This window comes from Arthrobacter sp. AB6 (assembly GCF_031844545.1).
GTDB lineage: Bacteria > Actinomycetota > Actinomycetes > Actinomycetales > Micrococcaceae > Arthrobacter.
In genome coordinates this window covers 14,456-30,256 of record NZ_JAUZVL010000027.1, presented here as the reverse complement: position 1 = coordinate 30,256, position 15,801 = coordinate 14,456, and the positions used below count along the sequence as shown (strand labels likewise).

Sequence of the window (15,801 nt, the reverse complement as noted above, 5' to 3'; positions counted from 1 at the left end):
CCGATGTCAGCTACCAACTTTCCTTCCGATAAAGCCGGCCCGCCCGGCGATGCCGTCCCTGACGGCGTTCCCCCCGTGCCGGCCGGGGCGGACAGTTCCCCGGGCGGCACGGTTGCCAGCGAAACCAGGTCCAGCGCCATCATGGCTGCCGGGACACTCGTCTCGCGGTTCCTGGGTTTCGGAAAGACCTGGATGCTGGGCACCGCCCTGGGTCTTGGCTCCACCGTCAATGACACCTTCATTAACGCGAACAACCTGCCCAACCTGATCTTCCTGCTGGTTGCCGGCGGCGTGTTCAACGCCGTCCTGGTGCCGCAGATCATCAAGGCAAGCAAGGCTCCGGACAGGGGAGCGGACTACATCAGCCGGCTGCTGACGCTGGCTGTGCTCCTCCTGCTGGGCCTGACCGCCCTGGTAACCCTGGCGGCGCCGTGGGTCATCGAACTCACCACGCAGGGATACTCTCCGTCGCAGAAGGCGTTGGCAATCACCTTTGCTTTCTGGTGCCTTCCGCAGATCTTCTTCTACGGCCTCTACGCCCTCCTCACCCAGGTCCTGAACGCCAACGGCGCGTTTGGCCCCGCCATGTGGGCACCCATCCTCAACAACGTGGTGGCCATCGCCGGCCTGGGCATGTTCATCTGGATCTTCGGTGCGAACGAGCTGAATCCGCACACCCTGGACAACTGGGGCGATACCCAGACCCTGCTGGTGGCCGGGTTCTCCACCATCGGCGTGGTGTCCCAGACAGCCATCCTGATGATCCCCGTTTTCCGGCTGCGGCTGGGACTCCGCCCGCGGTTCGGCTGGCGGGGCGTGGGACTGGGCCAGGCAGCCAAGCTGAGCGTCTGGACCCTGCTGACTGCCGCCGTCGGGCAGCTCGCCTTCCTGTACGTCATGCGCATCGCCACCATCCCGGGAGCGGAACGCATCCGGCTGCAGCAGGCGGGAGACCCGGCCGCGAACATGCTGCCCGGCAACGCAGTGCTGGAGGTGGCCAGCCAGCTGTACCTGCTGCCGCACTCCATCATCGCGCTGTCACTGGCCACGGTGCTGTTCAACCGGATGACCCGGGCTTCGCAGGACGGGAACCACGACGAACTGCGCGACGCACTCTCGCACGGCCTGCGGACCATGGCGGTTGCCACCGTGTTTGGCGCCCTGGCCCTCTTTGCCCTCGCCGGGCCCCTGGGCATGTTCTTCTCCGGCGGGCTTCGCCAGGATGGCGTAATGCTGGCCCAGACGCTGACCATCCTCGCGCTCAGCACGCCGTTCATGAGCGCCAACTTCATGATGTCCCGGGTTTTTTACGCGAATGAGGACGCCCGGACCCCCTTCTACATCCAGCTGCTCCTGGCTGTTGTCTACGTGGCCGGTGCTTTCGCCATCCAGTTCCTGCCGGTTACCCAGATCATCTACGCGATCGCCGTCCTCTACATGGTGGGCAATATCCTCTCCGTGGTCATCAGTGCCTGGTTCCTGCGGCGCCTCCTGGGACACCTGGACGGGCCACGGATCGCCAACTCCTACATCCGCATGGGCTACGCGGCGCTTGGTTCCGCCATTGCCGGTGCAGGTGCGCTGTGGCTGATGGGCAGTTACAGCCCGGACGGTTTCGCCTGGCGCGACCGGATCACAGCCCTCATCACGCTCGTCGTGGTGGGCCCGGTCATGCTGGTGGCCTACTTCTTCCTGCTCAAGCTGTTCCGCGTTGCTGAACTGCGCGACCTGCTCCGCCCCCTCCTGGGACGGCTGGGCCGCGGCGCACCGCCTGCACCGTCCGCGGAAGCCGGGACCCCGCCGTCGGACTCTTCCCCTGGCGGATCCTCCAGTGAACGACGACGGCCCGCACCGGAGCGTGCCACCACCTCCGTGGATACCGGGCTCATTCCCCGGATTTCCGGCGAATTCGACGCCGTTTCCTTCAGGGCGGGGCCGGCTCCGGAACAGGAAGACGCTGAACACCACGCACGGCGGAGGCAGGCGCGCGACGGCGACGGCCCGGCGTCGTCCCACGAGGATTACCTTCCCGCGGAGGACCAGCCCAGTACGGCCCGGGGAGGTTTGCTGCGGGAAGAAATTCCGCTGCCAGGGCGCCGTACCTTCCAGGGGAAGCCCGGCGAGAACCCCTACTTCAAGCCTCGGCGCCCCCGAAAAAAGTGACTTTCGAGTCGCTCGCCGCTGCCTTTATCCAGGGAGCAAGGGGCGCAATCGGCTAGGATCGAGAAGGTACAGGGGTAGTTGCATCCAGGGCCAGCCGCCCGGCGGCTCCTGGATGGCGGTTGCATCATTCAAGCCGGCACTCCCGGACAGTCTAGGAGGAACACGTGTCCAACCCGATCGATGTCGGATCAGTACTGGGCGGCCGTTACAAGGTCACCGCCACTGTATTGGCCTCGCACGACCACGATCTGGTGCTGGACGGTGTGGACCAGGTCCTGAACCGTCCCGTCAGCATCCTCGTTGCCGGGCCCGGCAACACTGAACAGGTTGCCCAGAGCGCCCGGGAAGTGGCCACCGGTGAACGGCCCGGCACCGTCCAGGTCCTGGACCTTGGCATGACCGAGGCTGCCACCTACCTCATCACCAACCACACGTCGGCTGCGGATCTGCTTGACCTGGTGGTTGCGTCGAATCCGCCGTACGTGGAACCCTTTTTCACCGACACGCTGGGCAGCGAAATCTTCGGCCAGCCGAGGTCTCACGAACCCGAACCCTACGACGATGAAGACCACATTGAAGCGGGCTACATCAAGTACTCGGACACACACCCAAGCCAGGTGGACCCCTATCGGCAGGCACCGGCTGTGCCGCCGAAACCGCCCGCGAAGCCAGCAGCGTCGCCTTCCTCCGCCCGCAAGTCCGCCGGGGCCTCCGCAGTGGGCGGGGCAGCCACCGTGGGTGGAGCGTTGGGCGGTGCTGCCGGGGCTGGCTCCGGAGCCCGTAACGCCAGCGAAGCCTCAACCCGCGCTACTGCGCTGAACACCGGCCAGGCACGGGACCAGCAGGTCCCGACTCCCGGAAACGTGGAGGGCACTCCAGGCGGAAGGCCGAAAGTGTCCCTATGGTCCGATGCCGACTACGCCTACGCCGAAGACCAGCCTTCCGGGACCGCGCCGGTTGAAGACGAACCCCAAACGGCCAACAAGAAGCCATCCTCTTTTGCGCGCTCCGCCGCGCCTACGGCCGCGGCTGCTGCGTTTGACAGCCAAGGCGAGTATGACGATGACCGTGACGAGGCCGGACGCGAGCCCAGGTCAATGCGATGGCTCGTAGGCGGGTTGCTCGCTGTGGTCCTCATTGCCGGTCTTGTTTTCGCCGTGACCAATTTGGGCAGCCTTTTCTCCCCGCAGCCGCAGGCCGGCTCCCCCGCCCCTGCCACCAACGGCGGTGCCCCGGAAACCACGGCACCCGGAACACAAGCGCCCTCATCGGCTGCTCCTGCCGCCCCGCCTGCAATTGAAAACATCAGCAGGCAGGGGAGCTTCGATTTCGCGGCCACCTTCGATGGTGACTTGGTGAAGGCCTATGACGGAAACGCTGCCAGCTACTGGTCGGACATGGAGTTTGCCACCGAAAACTGGGGCGGACTGGCACCCCAGGGCGTCCCGCTGGTGGTAAAGCTTAAGAAGCCCGCCAAGGTTTCCTCCATCACGCTCTCGCAGTTGGGAGGGGCCGGTGGCAACATCACGGTATACACCAACGACCGGCCCGCCCTGGATGGTGCCAAAGCCGTAGGGACCAACAGCTTCACGTCAACGGACCTGACAATGCCTTTGGCCGAGCCGGTCCAGGCTCAGTACGTGATTGTCTCCATCAACTCACTGCCACGGCTTGCTGCTCCTAAGACGCGCTACGGTTACGGCGTCCGGCTCGCGGAGATCAAGGTCCAGTAAACTCCATCTACGTGAGGGGCGGCAGCTGCAGTGGAGTGGGCTGTTGCGCTGGTTGTCGCCGCCCACGGCTGGGGCAGGCGCGGCGCCTGCGCGGTTGGACTGTAACCTTGGAAGAGCGCCTCCGGTGACTGCTGTCCGCTGTCCGCCGGCGTTTCACCACGGCCAGGCGCCGGAATATTCAGGATCAAGTAACAGTTGTGCCATGTGGCCGGCCTCCACGGGGAGGCGCGTCAAATAAGGAAGAGGTTCACCGTTCAGTGACCATCGCAGAAAACACCGCGTCCGAAGTACGTGATGTCATCATTGTGGGCTCTGGCCCGGCTGGTTACACGGCAGCTGTCTACACCGCCCGTGCCAACCTCAAACCGCTTTTGCTTGCTGGCTCCGTCACCGCCGGCGGTGAGCTGATGAACACCACCGACGTCGAGAATTATCCCGGCTTCCCGGAAGGGATCATGGGCCCGGACCTGATGGAGAACTTCGAGAAGCAGGCCGCACGCTTTGGCACGGAGATCCAGTTTGAGGACGTGACTTCGCTTCACCTCGAAGGTCCCGTAAAAACGGTGACCATCGCCACGGGTGAGAGCTTCCGTGCGAAGGCAATCATCCTCTCTACGGGGTCCGCTTACCGGGAACTCGGGCTGCCGAACGAAAAGCGCCTGTCTGGCCACGGCGTTAGCTGGTGTGCAACCTGTGACGGTTTCTTCTTCAAAGACCAAGACATTGCTGTGATCGGCGGGGGAGACTCCGCGATGGAGGAAGCACTGTTCCTCACCAAGTTCGCGAAAACGGTGACGGTTGTCCACCGACGCGACACCCTGAAGGCATCCAAGATCATGGCCGACCGCGCTTTGGCCCACGAAAAGATCAACTTCATCTGGAATAGCACCGTGGATGACGTCGTGGGCGAGGATAAAGTCAGCGGCCTGAAGCTGAGGAACCTCGTTGACGGGACAGTTTCCGATCTTTCGGTGACCGGCGTATTCGTGGCCATCGGCAACGACCCCAGGACGGAGCTTGTCAAGGATGTCCTTGACCTGACACCCGAGGGAACCATTGCTGTCGAAGGCCGGAGTTCGAAGACAAGCATCCCCGGGGTTTTCGCCGCCGGCGACGTTGTTGACCCCACTTATCGCCAAGCCATTACGGCATCCGGCTCGGGTTGTGTAGCTGCAATTGATGTTGAGCACTACTTGGCAGATTTGCCCGCATAATCATCGCAAACAGTATCCGAAGAGAGAGACAAGGGTTATGAGTAACGCCAAAGACGTAACAGACGCTAGCTTCAGCACGGACGTTCTTTCCTCCGACAAGCCGGTTATTGTTGATTTCTGGGCCGAATGGTGCGGCCCGTGCCGCAAGCTCGGCCCTATCCTGGACGAAATTTCGGTGGAATACAGCGAGAAGGTTGATGTCGTCAAGGTGAACGTGGACGACAATCCATCCATCGCCGCCGAATACGGCATCACATCCATCCCCGCTGTGTACCTGTTCCAGGGTGGTGAAGTGAAGAACACTGTTATTGGAGCTAAGCCGAAACAGTTTTTCGAAAAGGAATTCGCTGACGTCCTGTCCTAGGGTCCGCGCTTTCAGCAGTTTAGAAGTGGCCACTGCCTTCCGGCGGTGGCCACTTCTTTGTTTCGGGCACTGTGGCGGTGCGCTCTGCGGCATGACGGGCCGACAAGCCCGGGGCTGACATCCGCTGCCAGTTCGAGCCAGTCCGTGCGTCCTCTGTGTTTCACGTGAAACGGTGCCGGTACGCGGCTGGCCGCAGTACTGAGAAGCAGCGTTTCTTTTTGGGGGGCGGGGTCCAGCGAAAGGGAGCCCGCATTCCTTGGTGGAGTCAGTCGCTTCCGGGCAGGGTACGGCCACGGAGCCACGCCACGACACGCCACGCCACGCCACGCCACGCATGAATTCATCGCGTTTCTTTCGATGATCGGGAGGGAGGCCCCCGTACTTCGCAAACAAGGTGACGAGATTTAGTACTGCGCATACCCGCTCGTGGTTCATTCGGCCTTCGGCTGCAGACCAGACCAGTCCGTTTCACGTGAAACACGCATCAGTGCCTTGGAGCAACAGCGAATTCGCCCTGGTAGACCCCGAGTGACGCTGGCCCCGATGTCTCATCAAGGGATTTGCTGGCGTGCCCCGTTTGTCTGGAAACGCGCCACACCTGACACGGTGGATCGCTTGAACCGTCTCTCCACCAGCAAACGCGGTTCTCCGCACAGCGCCAACGCCGCACCGTTCAATTCCGAGGACCTCATCGCAATTCGCTCCTCGTCTCCGAACACCATCCCTGAAGCGGCGGAGAAGCGGTGGGCCGTGATCGGACGCCCCGAAACGAAGGCTGCGACGAACGACAGGGATGGCCTAACCCACAGGCGGCCACATAATGCCCCGACTTATGCCAAACTACTACATTCAAGAAATCACGCCGAGTTGGCGTCGCCCTGCTGTTCGTCTGGTACCCAACCAAGCCCAACGAGGTGACGCCCACCTCTGATGCATCGACAGAACTCAACGACGCCCGCCTCACCCCCCGCTCAACGTCACCTCGTGCCGCTGCACTTGGATCAAGCCCACATAGAGTCGCAAGACAACCTGGCTGCCAGATCCTTTCTCGACAGTTCGTACAAGCATCGCCGCATCACGTACTTCTCGCCGGCGTCTCAGCCCGCTTGCCGGGGATCTGGTGGCTGAGCAATCCGCGAGAGCGGCGCCTCCGACATGCGCCGGCCCACTTCCCTAAAATGCTGATCCAGCCCGGCTAGCACAACCACATCTGCCCATTCTTGCCTGGATTCACAAGCTAGTTCATGGCAACGCCCGGATCCGTTTCACGTGAAACATTCCCTTGGTCGCAGGCGGGAAAGGCCGCGAGAGGCATGCCGAAAAGCTCGACAGCGTACCCACAGCCGGTCGCCGCTCCGCTTCCTCTGTACTCGCTGGCAAGTCTCATTGATGTCATTTGGCGGTACCGCCTAGTGACTGTCGCTTGGCCCCTGGACGTCGATTCGTGGGGGACACCCGACAGCCATTGGAAAAGGTCCGCTGTACGGCCATACGGTCACCGGGCGCCCTCGACGTGAACTGCGGGACCAGCCGACAGGGTCTGCATCAGGTCGCTTCTTCCTAGGCAAGAAATCTACCAAGCACCCTCGTACACACTCACACTGACAGCGTCACGGCGTGGCACACGACCCGTTGCTGCACCGACCGTAATTGTCATTAGCTTCCTCCTCGGCTCTGTACCGTCGGTTTCGACGCAAAACGATGGCGCCACCCATGTGTGATTCACCGCTCGGATTCCCACCCACAGGTCTACACGCCTAATAGTCCGCCGGTCCTGCATGTGCTGATCGAGCATAGGACGCATAATGGGCTCCTGGAGCCCTCAACCGACCGCTCGTCTATCCACAAGTTATCCACAGTGCCATTCGCGCTTTATTCACAGCCTTATCCACAGGGGCGTATCCGCCAGCCCACAGTGGCCACTAAGCCTGCAGGCGAGCCACAGGCCGCACGCGCAGCTGACGGCCCTATTCATGAGCCAGCAATCGGTCACCAGCGCGCTCCTAGCCCCGTTCACCGACTCCATTTATGCGCCGATTAAACCGCTGGCAGTAGATCGGTGCTCAAGAAGCAGTCCAGAAAGTGCCCCTGGCTTTGTTTCACGTGAAACCGGGTGAAGGAGGAACTCCTGAACGATCGTCGACGGGATGAGCGGACCGTGACTTGTTGCTTCATGGGCCCATACACGCTGCGTTTTTAGGACCGCAATCCACAGAGTTATCCACAGCCCAATCCACAGAGATATCCACCACAGTTCGGCCGACATGTGGAAAGACTAAATACACTAGAGAGCATCCCAGACGACAACTAGCCCAGTTCTTCCTAGCCACGAGGTGGAGCACCCGGGGGACACCTAGCGAGGATTGTCGCAGTGCTCATGAGCGGTGCGTCGTGCCTACGCAGGGCGCGGTCTCAGACTCACAGGCATCATGGCCCTCGTTGTCATACCAACCAGCGCACGGGCTCGGAAACCTGGCCGTTGCGTTCGCGTGTAGTTGCCCCGCACAGACCGTCCGCAGCTGGGTCCTTGATGACTCCTTGGTCGCCAGGACGTCAGGTGGGTAGAGGAAGCGGCGGCCCGCGTGCCCGCAACTTGTACGCGGCTATAAGGTCCTCCCACCGGCAGGTTCGTAGGAACGTTGTCGGGAGAACCCTCGTACAAGACCTCTGTCCCACCAGAGCCACTTACTCGGCGGCCGTACAGTGGGCGGCCGGGGCTTACGACCAGTCAGGGGAGCGGGGACATGAGCCAGCTCTGCAGAAGCCTGTTGGCTGGGGAAACGGACTTGATACCCGGGTTAGCGAAGAACTGCCTCTCGGACCTCTGTCCGCTTCGGGACATCCTTTTGAGGACGCGTCCTCCTGCCGCCTAAGAAGCATTAGAACCCCACCATATGGGCTTGCCGGTCGTATATCGGTAAGGAGATTCTCACCTTAAGCTGCCCCTCACACTCACTCGTCCTTACGTGTTGTACCCGCTACGCAGGTCTTGTACCCGCTACTCATCCCAGTGCGCCCACGTCAGCTGTCGACACGTATCGTGCAACTTGTGAAGTGCGGCCCTCCGTGCCGGGCATTGTTTCACGTGAAACAGAGAAGTTCGTCCCGGGATGCGGCGGGGGACCGGGCGGACCGACGTAGGACGCGGTGCGAAAGGGTCATCCGCAACATTTGCAGTGAGGCATCTAAACGCAAACCAGCTCCTCGGCCTGCGCACGGGGAACGCTCACTATCCAAGCTGACCCGACCCCCTGGGCTGGACCCATGTCCAAAATTGACGGGGACCACCGAAAGGAACGCGTCTCTGCACCCTGCTCATGCGGACATAACCGTGGAGGATATGGCAGCAACCAAAGTCCAAACCACGTGTAGGCATGACGATTTCGGCTCTCTACAAATCCAGATTTCTGCAGTCTAGTAAAGATCGCACCAACCTATCCACGGTCCTCGCGGCTCCACAGCCGCGCTTGTTCCACGTGAAACAGCGCTGCGCTACCACCGCGGAACTGCGTTTCGGCGGCGAGCTACAGACAGTCCTAAACGAATACACCACGCGAGCTGAACACGAGCGGAATCGTTCCATTGGACGAACAGCACTAGGTGGATGCAGGGCCGGTTCGGATAGCACTTGAGGAACTCGGTGAAGATGGCTAGCCTCCCCGAGGCGAGCGGCAGAACACAGTAGTAAGCGCAGTGGTTGCATACGCATCGCGGGCTCTCCAATTCGCATCCCGGCTCCAGTGCTAAAGAACTACCGCTACCCACGTGCCGATGGCGATTAAGCAGCCCGCAGCACAGTGGAAAAAGCCAAAAGTTTCACGTGAAACATGCTGAAAATCTTCGAAGTCGGCGGTTAGCGTAGGGCCGAGCCACCCTGCAAAAGTACCACGTCGAAGGTGCACCTCTTTCGTCCTATTAGCTCTATGGGACGGTGTCCAACCGCTGATAAAGGACGAATACAAGAGACCGCAACACCGCCCACACGGGCCGTAGCCTAAGAAATTCATCTGAGCTTTAGCTGCACTCACGGGCGTGGGTGCCGCAACATTCATTACGCCCCAGAGGCAGGACCAAAATCGGGATATTTAGGGAAACGGCGCCTGACCGGCATCCGCTGAACCGCTGCAGGTTCACACGACAACCGGGATAAGCGCGGTGAACAAAAGGCAGCCTTTGCTCAAAAAATGAAGGCCTGATCCACAAGGAATCAGGCCTTCAAGCTACGGAAAGATGCGCTTTAGTTGTTCGAACCAGGTGCAAGGACATCCATAATCCGGTTTAGATCCTCTACACTTGCAAATTCGATACTGACCTTGCCTTTGCGGACACCAAGGGAAATTTTCACGTTGGTATCAAGACGGTCAGAAAGCGAGGACGCCAAGTAGTCGAGCCGCTCGTGGCGTGCCCCGGGGCGGGGAATGTTGTTCTTCGCAGGCTTGGCGGGATCCTGGTACATCGTCACGGCTTCTTCGGTGGCTCGCACAGACATACCCTCGGCCACGATCTTTTGGGCCAGTCGCTCCATTGCTGCTGCGTCTGGCAGGGCCAAGAGCGCCCGGGCGTGGCCTGCGGACAAGACACCTGCCGCAACCCTGCGCTGCACTAATGGGGGTAGCTTGAGCAACCGCAGCGTGTTCGACACCTGGGGACGGGAACGGCCAATACGATCGGCCAACTGCTCATGGGTTGTTCCGAAGTCTTCCAGGAGTTGCTGGTAGGCCGCCGCTTCTTCGAGAGGGTTCAGCTGGCTCCGGTGCAGGTTCTCCAGCAGGGCGTCCCGCAGAAGGTCGTCGTCCGTGGTATCCCTGACAATTGCAGGGATGGTATCAAGGCCTGCAGCCTGTACCGCCCTCCAGCGGCGCTCACCCATGACGAGCTCAAAGGGTTCACCACCGGGTTCGGTTGATTTCCGGACAACAATTGGCTGGAGGACGCCTATTTCGCGGACGGAGTGAACGAGCTCAGCCATCTCGTCTTCGTCAAAGACCGATCGTGGCTGTTTGCGGTTGGGGTGGATATCCGAGACCGGAATTTCAGCGAAACGAACACCGGGAACCTCTACCAGTTCCACGCCCGAGTCAGTCCAGGTGGGTTCGTCGTTCCGTTCACCGCCATCACCAGATGCCGGCGCGGTGGCAGTCATACCTGTCTGCTCCTGCTGGTCAGGAGCGGCCTCAACCTTGTCAGGGGATTCACTGACCTTTTCAGTTTCAGCGGAAACACTGCCTGAGGAACGGGACTTGCCCGCCGCGCTTCGTCCAGCCGTGCTCTTGCCCGCAGGAGATGCCGATGACAACTGCTTAGCGGACGGACCAACGGTCCGTCCACTTGCTGCCTCATCAGAGGACTGGCTGTTCGTCGCGTCTTCGGCTGGTTCCGTCTTCTTGCGTCCCTCAGGGAAGAAGAGGTCTACCGGTCGGGAAACAGCTGTACCATTACCCGAACCGTTGGCGGCGGCGGAACTTGGAATCAGCGCGCCAAGACCGCGGCCCAGGCCACGTCGCTTCTCGCTCATTGGTAATCCCTCCAGTGTTAGAGCCCGGCCTTGCCGTTCTCCGGTCGTTGCAGTTTGAAGATTCAGCGTTCTGCTATTTCAGCGGCGGCTTCCAGATAAGACAGGGCTCCACTGGAGGAAGGGTCGTACGTCATGACAGTTTGCTGGTAGCTCGGTGCCTCCGATATCCGCACGGAACGCGGAACAACAGCAGACAGCACCTGGTCCGGGAAGTGCTGGCGAACCTCGGCCGCAACCTGGGCGGCGAGATTTGTCCGTCCGTCATACATCGTCAAAAGAATGGTGGAAACGACAAGATCCGCGTTGAGGTGCTTCTGGATCATCTCAATGTTCTTGAGGAGTTGGCTCAATCCTTCAAGTGCGTAGTATTCGCACTGTATGGGAATCAGAACCTCATTGGCAGCACAGAAGGCATTGACCGTCAGGAGTCCAAGGCTTGGCGGGCAATCGATAAAGATGTAGTCGAGCCGCTGTTCGCCGCTCTTCTCGCGCGCCTTCGCATAGACGTCAATTGCGCGGCGGAGTCGCTGCTCACGGGCCACCAGCGAGACCAGTTCAATTTCCGCCCCGGCAAGGTGGATGGTGGCGGGTGCACAGATCAGATTGTCGATGTCGGGGCAGGGCGCCACTACGTCGGCGAGCGGGACATCGTTTATCAGGACATCGTAGATGCTGTCCACATCGGCATGGTGCTCGATTCCGAGGGCGGTGGACGCGTTGCCCTGGGGGTCGATATCGATGACCAGGACGTTCAACCCGGCCGCGGCCAGCGCGGCAGCAATGTTGACGGTGGTGGTGGTCTTTCCCACTCCGCCCTTCTGGTTTGAGACAGTAAAGACGCGCGTCTTCTCAGGGCGAGGAAGCTGCCGGCCCACCAACCGTTCACGGCGCTTGGTTTCGTGCGCCAGTTCGCGGGCGATCGGGCTGGAATCATCAATTCCATCAATGATGTTAGATCTACCGGCGGTGGTTGTTTCACGTGAAACGGCCATGGCGTTAGCGCCTGCAACAACCCTTTCCGGGTGAATTCCACCCCTGGCCGGGACCACGATGGGACCAGCGACGGAACGTGCTGACCCCAAGGACACGAACGGCGGTATCCGTTGCGTGGAGGCTTCGCTACTGGTCACTGGGGCACACTCACTCTCGTTCGGCCAAATTTGCTGCCGATGTCTAGCCTAACCGCTGGACCCGGCAGAGTTTGGTCACCGGGCCTGAACTAGGCTTTCTTTTGGGACTTGTTTACAACGATGCGCACCACAGTAGTAGGTTCCTCGAGCAGGCTCTCGCCCACAGTCCGAACAGACGTTTCAATGCCGCCCAGTTTGCGGATGGTCTTGGCGGCCTTTTCGATTTCCTCAGCCGCACTGCGACCCTTGATGGCCACAACTTCGCCCTTGCCGCCGAGGAGCGGAATCGTGAGGCCGGCGAGGTTGCTGAGTGCAGATACCGCGCGGGCTGTCACCACATCAGCCTCCACGTGTCCCACTGCCAACTCGGCCCGGGTCCGCATCACGGTGACGTTGTCCAGGCCAAGATCGTCAACAACTTCCTGCAGCCAAATGACCCTGCGCTCCAACGGCTCAATCAGGGTCAGTTCAAGGTCCGGACGGGCAATGGCGAGGCAGAGGCCCGGCAGGCCTGCGCCACTACCGACGTCGGCCACATGGCTGCCCTCGGGAATCTCGCTTTCAATGACAGCGCAATTGAGGACATGCCGGCTCCAGAGCCGGGGAATCTCACGCGGTCCAATGAGGCCGCGCTCCGTTCCGGACGTGGCCAGGTGTTCCACATAGCGCTTAGCCAGGTCCAACCGGTCACCGAATATTTTCTCAGCGGCCACGAGTTCAGCTGCCGTGATGTCAACCATGATTAGCGGGTTAGCAATTCTCTAGTCTGCGGACACAACAATGTGGCGTCCGTCGCCTTCGCCCTCGGACTCACTGACCAGTCCCAGGTCGGCAACGGCATCATGGACAATCTTGCGCTCGTAGGCGCTCATCGGTTCCAGTGCCACCGGCTTGCCGTTTTCCTTAACCGAAGCTGCCGCATCTTCCGCGATCTTCTGCAGATGGCCGGTGCGCTCCTGGCGGTAGCCGTTGATGTCCAGGACCAGCCTGGACCGGTTGTCAGTCGCCGAGAGAACAGAGAGCCTGGTGAGCTCCTGAAGTGCCTCAAGGACTTCTCCGTCCTCACCCACCAGGCTATCCAGGGCATCGGACTCTTCCTCGGTCACGATGGAAATGTAAGTGCGGCCGTTGCGGACTTCAATGTCGATATCGCCGTCGATGTCGGCAATGTCCAGCAGCTCCTCCAGGTAGTCCGCTGCCACGTCGCCCTCTTCCTCCAGGCGGCTGGCTGACGATCCCTTGGCTACGTCAGTCCCCAAGGATTCGCCATGCGCGGACGCAGCCTGGCTCGCGATGATGTCCTCGGAAAGGGCGTGTTCGGTGCTCTCGGCAGACATTACTTCTTCTTCCTGTTCTTGCGTTGTGGCTGGATGCGCTGTGCTTTGGCCTGAGCGACGGCCGCCGCGGCGGCGGCCTCGGCCGCTTCGTCCTTCTTGCCGCCCAAGATGGGCAAGGCCGGAAGGCCCTTGGCGGCACGGCGCTCGGCGAGGGCCTTGGCGGCGGGGGATCCCGGCGTCGGCATGCGGCGGATGACGAAGAACTGCTGGCCCATGGTCCAAAGGTTGGTGGTGGTCCAGTAGATGAGGACACCGATGGGGAAGTTGATGCCGCCCACGCCGAACACGATAGGCAGGATGTAGAGCATCATCTTCTGCTGGCGCATGAACGGGCTAGCCATGGCCTCTTCGGACATGTTCTTGGCCATGATCTGCTTCTGCGTGATGAACTGCGAGGCCGTCATGGCCAGGATCATCAGGATGGAGAGAATCCAGACCGCAACGACGTTGCCACCCGGCGGCGTTCCGTGCAGCAGCGTCGCAGACAGCGGGGCCCCGAAAATGGTGGACTGGTCAAACTGGACCACCTGTTCGTGGTTCATCGCACCAATGCTTTTGCCCTCACGGCTAGCCGTCGAAATACCGGACAGTACGGTGAACAGTGCAAAGAAGAACGGCATCTGGATCAGCATGGGCAGGCAGGCGGAGAACGGGTTGGTCCCGTGCTTCTTGTACATGGCCATCTGTTCCTGCGCCATGGCCTGGCGGGACAGCTGGTCGGTTTTGCCCTTGTACTTGTCCTGGAGTTTCTTCAGGTCCGGCTGCAGCAGCTGCATGCCGCGCTGGGCCTTGATCTGCTTGACGAATACGGGAATCAAGGCGGCACGGATGACCAGCACCAACCCGATGATGGACAGCGTCCAAGTCCAGCCCGAAGCCTCCGGCAGGCCAATGGCGGTCAGGCCCTCGTGGAAGCCCACCATGATGATGGAAACAAGCCACTTGAACGGAAACATGATTGTTTCAAAGAAGTCCATACGATATCCCTATTCGTCAGGCCGCAGTGCGGCCTTCTCCATCAGACTGCGCAGCCAGGTACTTGTCCGGGTTGTTCAGTACAACAATTGTGGGGGTCTGGTTTTCAGGCCAGTGTCGGTGGCCGGCGGGGACGTGGTCCACACCGCCGGCGTTCCAGGGATGGCAGCGCGCCAGGCGCAGGGCTGCCAGCCAACTTCCCCTGACGGCGCCGTGCACCGTAATCGCTTCGAGGGCATAGGCCGAGCACGAAGGAAAGAAACGGCATACCTGGCCGTACAAGGGTGAAATCACCTTGCGGTAGGCCATTAACAAAAGAATGAGGATGTTGCGGGGCAGGTTCCAGAGGAACAGCGCAACTGCTGCGGCACTACGTCGGAGACAGGTAACGACGACGGCGGTGGCGTTACGCACGCAGTGTCCCCTCCTGTGTAGTACCGGCCGAACTGTTTGCGGCAGCCCCTGCAGGACGGCCGGCCAGCCGGGTGATCGTTGATTCCAATGCGGCATTGTAATCCGACAGCAGCTGGTCCCAGCTGGCAGTTGCGGACGCGGGAAGCGCCCGGACCACTATGGCAAACCCGGTGCCGTACTCGCGCAGCGAGGCAGCACCTGCTTCTCTCAGTCTCCTCTTAACGAGGTTCCTGGCCACAGCGTTCCCTACACTCTTGGAAACGATGAACCCGATCCGGCTGGGTTCGTCGGCAGCAATAGCTGCCGTATATAACACTACGTTCCGGCGTCCATTGCGGACACCGGAACGTACGGTTGTTGAAAAATCGGTCGCAGTCCTCAAACGGTTACGGGTGGCCAGCACCTTTAAACTCGCAAAGAAATGTCTACCGACAAGTCAGTTATTTACGCCGACAGCTCGGTACGGCCCTTGCCACGACGGGCTGCCAGGATGGCGCGGCCGGCACGGGTACGCATACGAAGGCGGAAGCCGTGCTTCTTGGCTCGACGGCGGTTATTCGGCTGAAAAGTCCGCTTGCTCACGTTAGTTACTCCAGTGGATCAAAGGTGCGCCCACCCGATCAGTATGGGGAAGAACTGGCCGACGCTAAGTTTTGTATATGCACGCTTCCCCCGGCTGCTCAAGCGCACTGCGCCTAAGAGATTCAGATGGGGCCAAAAAGCGGACACAAAGGACTTCACAACGTTAGGGCAATCGGAACCCCTGAGTCAAACCGACGCACCCCCTGCCGGCTATCCCCAGCTGTGCCTAACCCGCCGTCCAGACCTGTGGATGAAGTGGCTCACAAGGCTGATTTCGGAACCACATCCATGTAATTATCCACAAGCTCCTTGCCAGCTATCTTCTAGGCTTTTCATCCCCTAGAGTGGCCCAGTAGCCGATTATCCACGTGCTG

Annotated in this window: 12 protein-coding genes; 4 read left to right on the top strand and 8 right to left on the bottom strand. The window is 60.8% G+C overall.

Annotated elements, in window-relative coordinates; translation table 11 throughout:
• Nucleotides 1-3 precede the first annotated feature (3 nt).
• From murJ to trxA, 4 genes are all read left to right on the top strand, one after another.
• A complete protein-coding gene (gene murJ, locus Q9R30_RS17065) occupies nucleotides 4-2,163 on the top strand; it encodes a murein biosynthesis integral membrane protein MurJ (protein WP_104999535.1) in 2,160 nt (719 codons plus the stop codon).
• 164 nt (nucleotides 2,164-2,327) lie between these two features.
• Nucleotides 2,328-3,896, top strand: coding sequence for an ABC transporter substrate-binding protein (locus tag Q9R30_RS17060; RefSeq protein ID WP_311218334.1), 1,569 nt, complete (start codon nucleotides 2,328-2,330; stop codon nucleotides 3,894-3,896).
• A gap of 257 nt (nucleotides 3,897-4,153) precedes the next feature.
• Nucleotides 4,154-5,110, top strand: a complete 957-nt coding sequence (trxB, locus tag Q9R30_RS17055; protein ID WP_311218333.1) for a thioredoxin-disulfide reductase — start codon at nucleotides 4,154-4,156, stop codon at nucleotides 5,108-5,110.
• 37 nt (nucleotides 5,111-5,147) lie between these two features.
• Complete coding sequence (gene trxA, locus Q9R30_RS17050; protein ID WP_104999538.1) at nucleotides 5,148-5,474, top strand: thioredoxin; 327 nt, start codon at nucleotides 5,148-5,150, stop codon at nucleotides 5,472-5,474.
• Between the two features lie 4,237 nt (nucleotides 5,475-9,711).
• On the opposite strand, the gene Q9R30_RS17045 is transcribed toward trxA, so the two are convergent.
• The 8 genes from Q9R30_RS17045 to rpmH all read right to left on the bottom strand — a co-directional run bounded on the left by Q9R30_RS17045 (nucleotide 9,712) and on the right by rpmH (nucleotide 15,427).
• Nucleotides 9,712-10,989, bottom strand: coding sequence for a ParB/RepB/Spo0J family partition protein (locus Q9R30_RS17045; protein WP_311218332.1), 1,278 nt, complete (start codon nucleotides 10,987-10,989; stop codon nucleotides 9,712-9,714).
• A 62-nt stretch (nucleotides 10,990-11,051) separates the two neighbouring features.
• Nucleotides 11,052-12,119, bottom strand: coding sequence for a ParA family protein (locus Q9R30_RS17040; RefSeq protein WP_311218331.1), 1,068 nt, complete (start codon nucleotides 12,117-12,119; stop codon nucleotides 11,052-11,054).
• 89 nt (nucleotides 12,120-12,208) lie between these two features.
• Complete coding sequence (rsmG, locus tag Q9R30_RS17035; protein ID WP_104999540.1) at nucleotides 12,209-12,859, bottom strand: 16S rRNA (guanine(527)-N(7))-methyltransferase RsmG; 651 nt, start codon at nucleotides 12,857-12,859, stop codon at nucleotides 12,209-12,211.
• 21 nt (nucleotides 12,860-12,880) lie between these two features.
• Entirely contained in the window at nucleotides 12,881-13,456 is a 576-nt protein-coding gene (locus tag Q9R30_RS17030) for a R3H domain-containing nucleic acid-binding protein (RefSeq protein WP_104999541.1), read from the bottom strand.
• On the bottom strand, nucleotides 13,456-14,433 hold the full coding sequence (gene yidC, locus Q9R30_RS17025; RefSeq protein ID WP_104999542.1) for a membrane protein insertase YidC: 978 nt from the start codon (nucleotides 14,431-14,433) through the stop codon (nucleotides 13,456-13,458). Before yidC ends, Q9R30_RS17030 begins: the two co-directional genes overlap by 1 nt.
• Before the next feature lie 16 nt (nucleotides 14,434-14,449).
• Entirely contained in the window at nucleotides 14,450-14,845 is a 396-nt protein-coding gene (gene yidD / locus Q9R30_RS17020; RefSeq protein WP_199775298.1) for a membrane protein insertion efficiency factor YidD, read from the bottom strand.
• Nucleotides 14,838-15,248 (bottom strand): ribonuclease P protein component, encoded by a 411-nt coding sequence (gene rnpA, locus Q9R30_RS17015; protein ID WP_104999543.1) that lies wholly within the window; start codon nucleotides 15,246-15,248, stop codon nucleotides 14,838-14,840. Before rnpA ends, yidD begins: the two co-directional genes overlap by 8 nt.
• A 41-nt stretch (nucleotides 15,249-15,289) precedes the next feature.
• On the bottom strand, nucleotides 15,290-15,427 hold the full coding sequence (gene rpmH / locus Q9R30_RS17010) for a 50S ribosomal protein L34 (RefSeq protein ID WP_003800212.1): 138 nt from the start codon (nucleotides 15,425-15,427) through the stop codon (nucleotides 15,290-15,292).
• Nucleotides 15,428-15,801: the final 374 nt, after the last annotated feature.

What these genes read in the sequence shown, in the direction of transcription:
- murJ (WP_104999535.1), top strand. Translation starts at nt 4, where the DNA reads ATGTCAGCTACCAACTTTCCTTCCGATAAAGCCGGCCCGCCCGGCGAT.
- trxA (WP_104999538.1), top strand. Translation starts at nt 5,148, where the DNA reads ATGAGTAACGCCAAAGACGTAACAGACGCTAGCTTCAGCACGGACGTT.
- Q9R30_RS17045 (WP_311218332.1), bottom strand. Translation starts at nt 10,989, where the DNA reads ATGAGCGAGAAGCGACGTGGCCTGGGCCGCGGTCTTGGCGCGCTGATT.
- rsmG (WP_104999540.1), bottom strand. Translation starts at nt 12,859, where the DNA reads ATGGTTGACATCACGGCAGCTGAACTCGTGGCCGCTGAGAAAATATTC.
- Q9R30_RS17030 (WP_104999541.1), bottom strand. Translation starts at nt 13,456, where the DNA reads ATGTCTGCCGAGAGCACCGAACACGCCCTTTCCGAGGACATCATCGCG.
- yidC (WP_104999542.1), bottom strand. Translation starts at nt 14,433, where the DNA reads ATGGACTTCTTTGAAACAATCATGTTTCCGTTCAAGTGGCTTGTTTCC.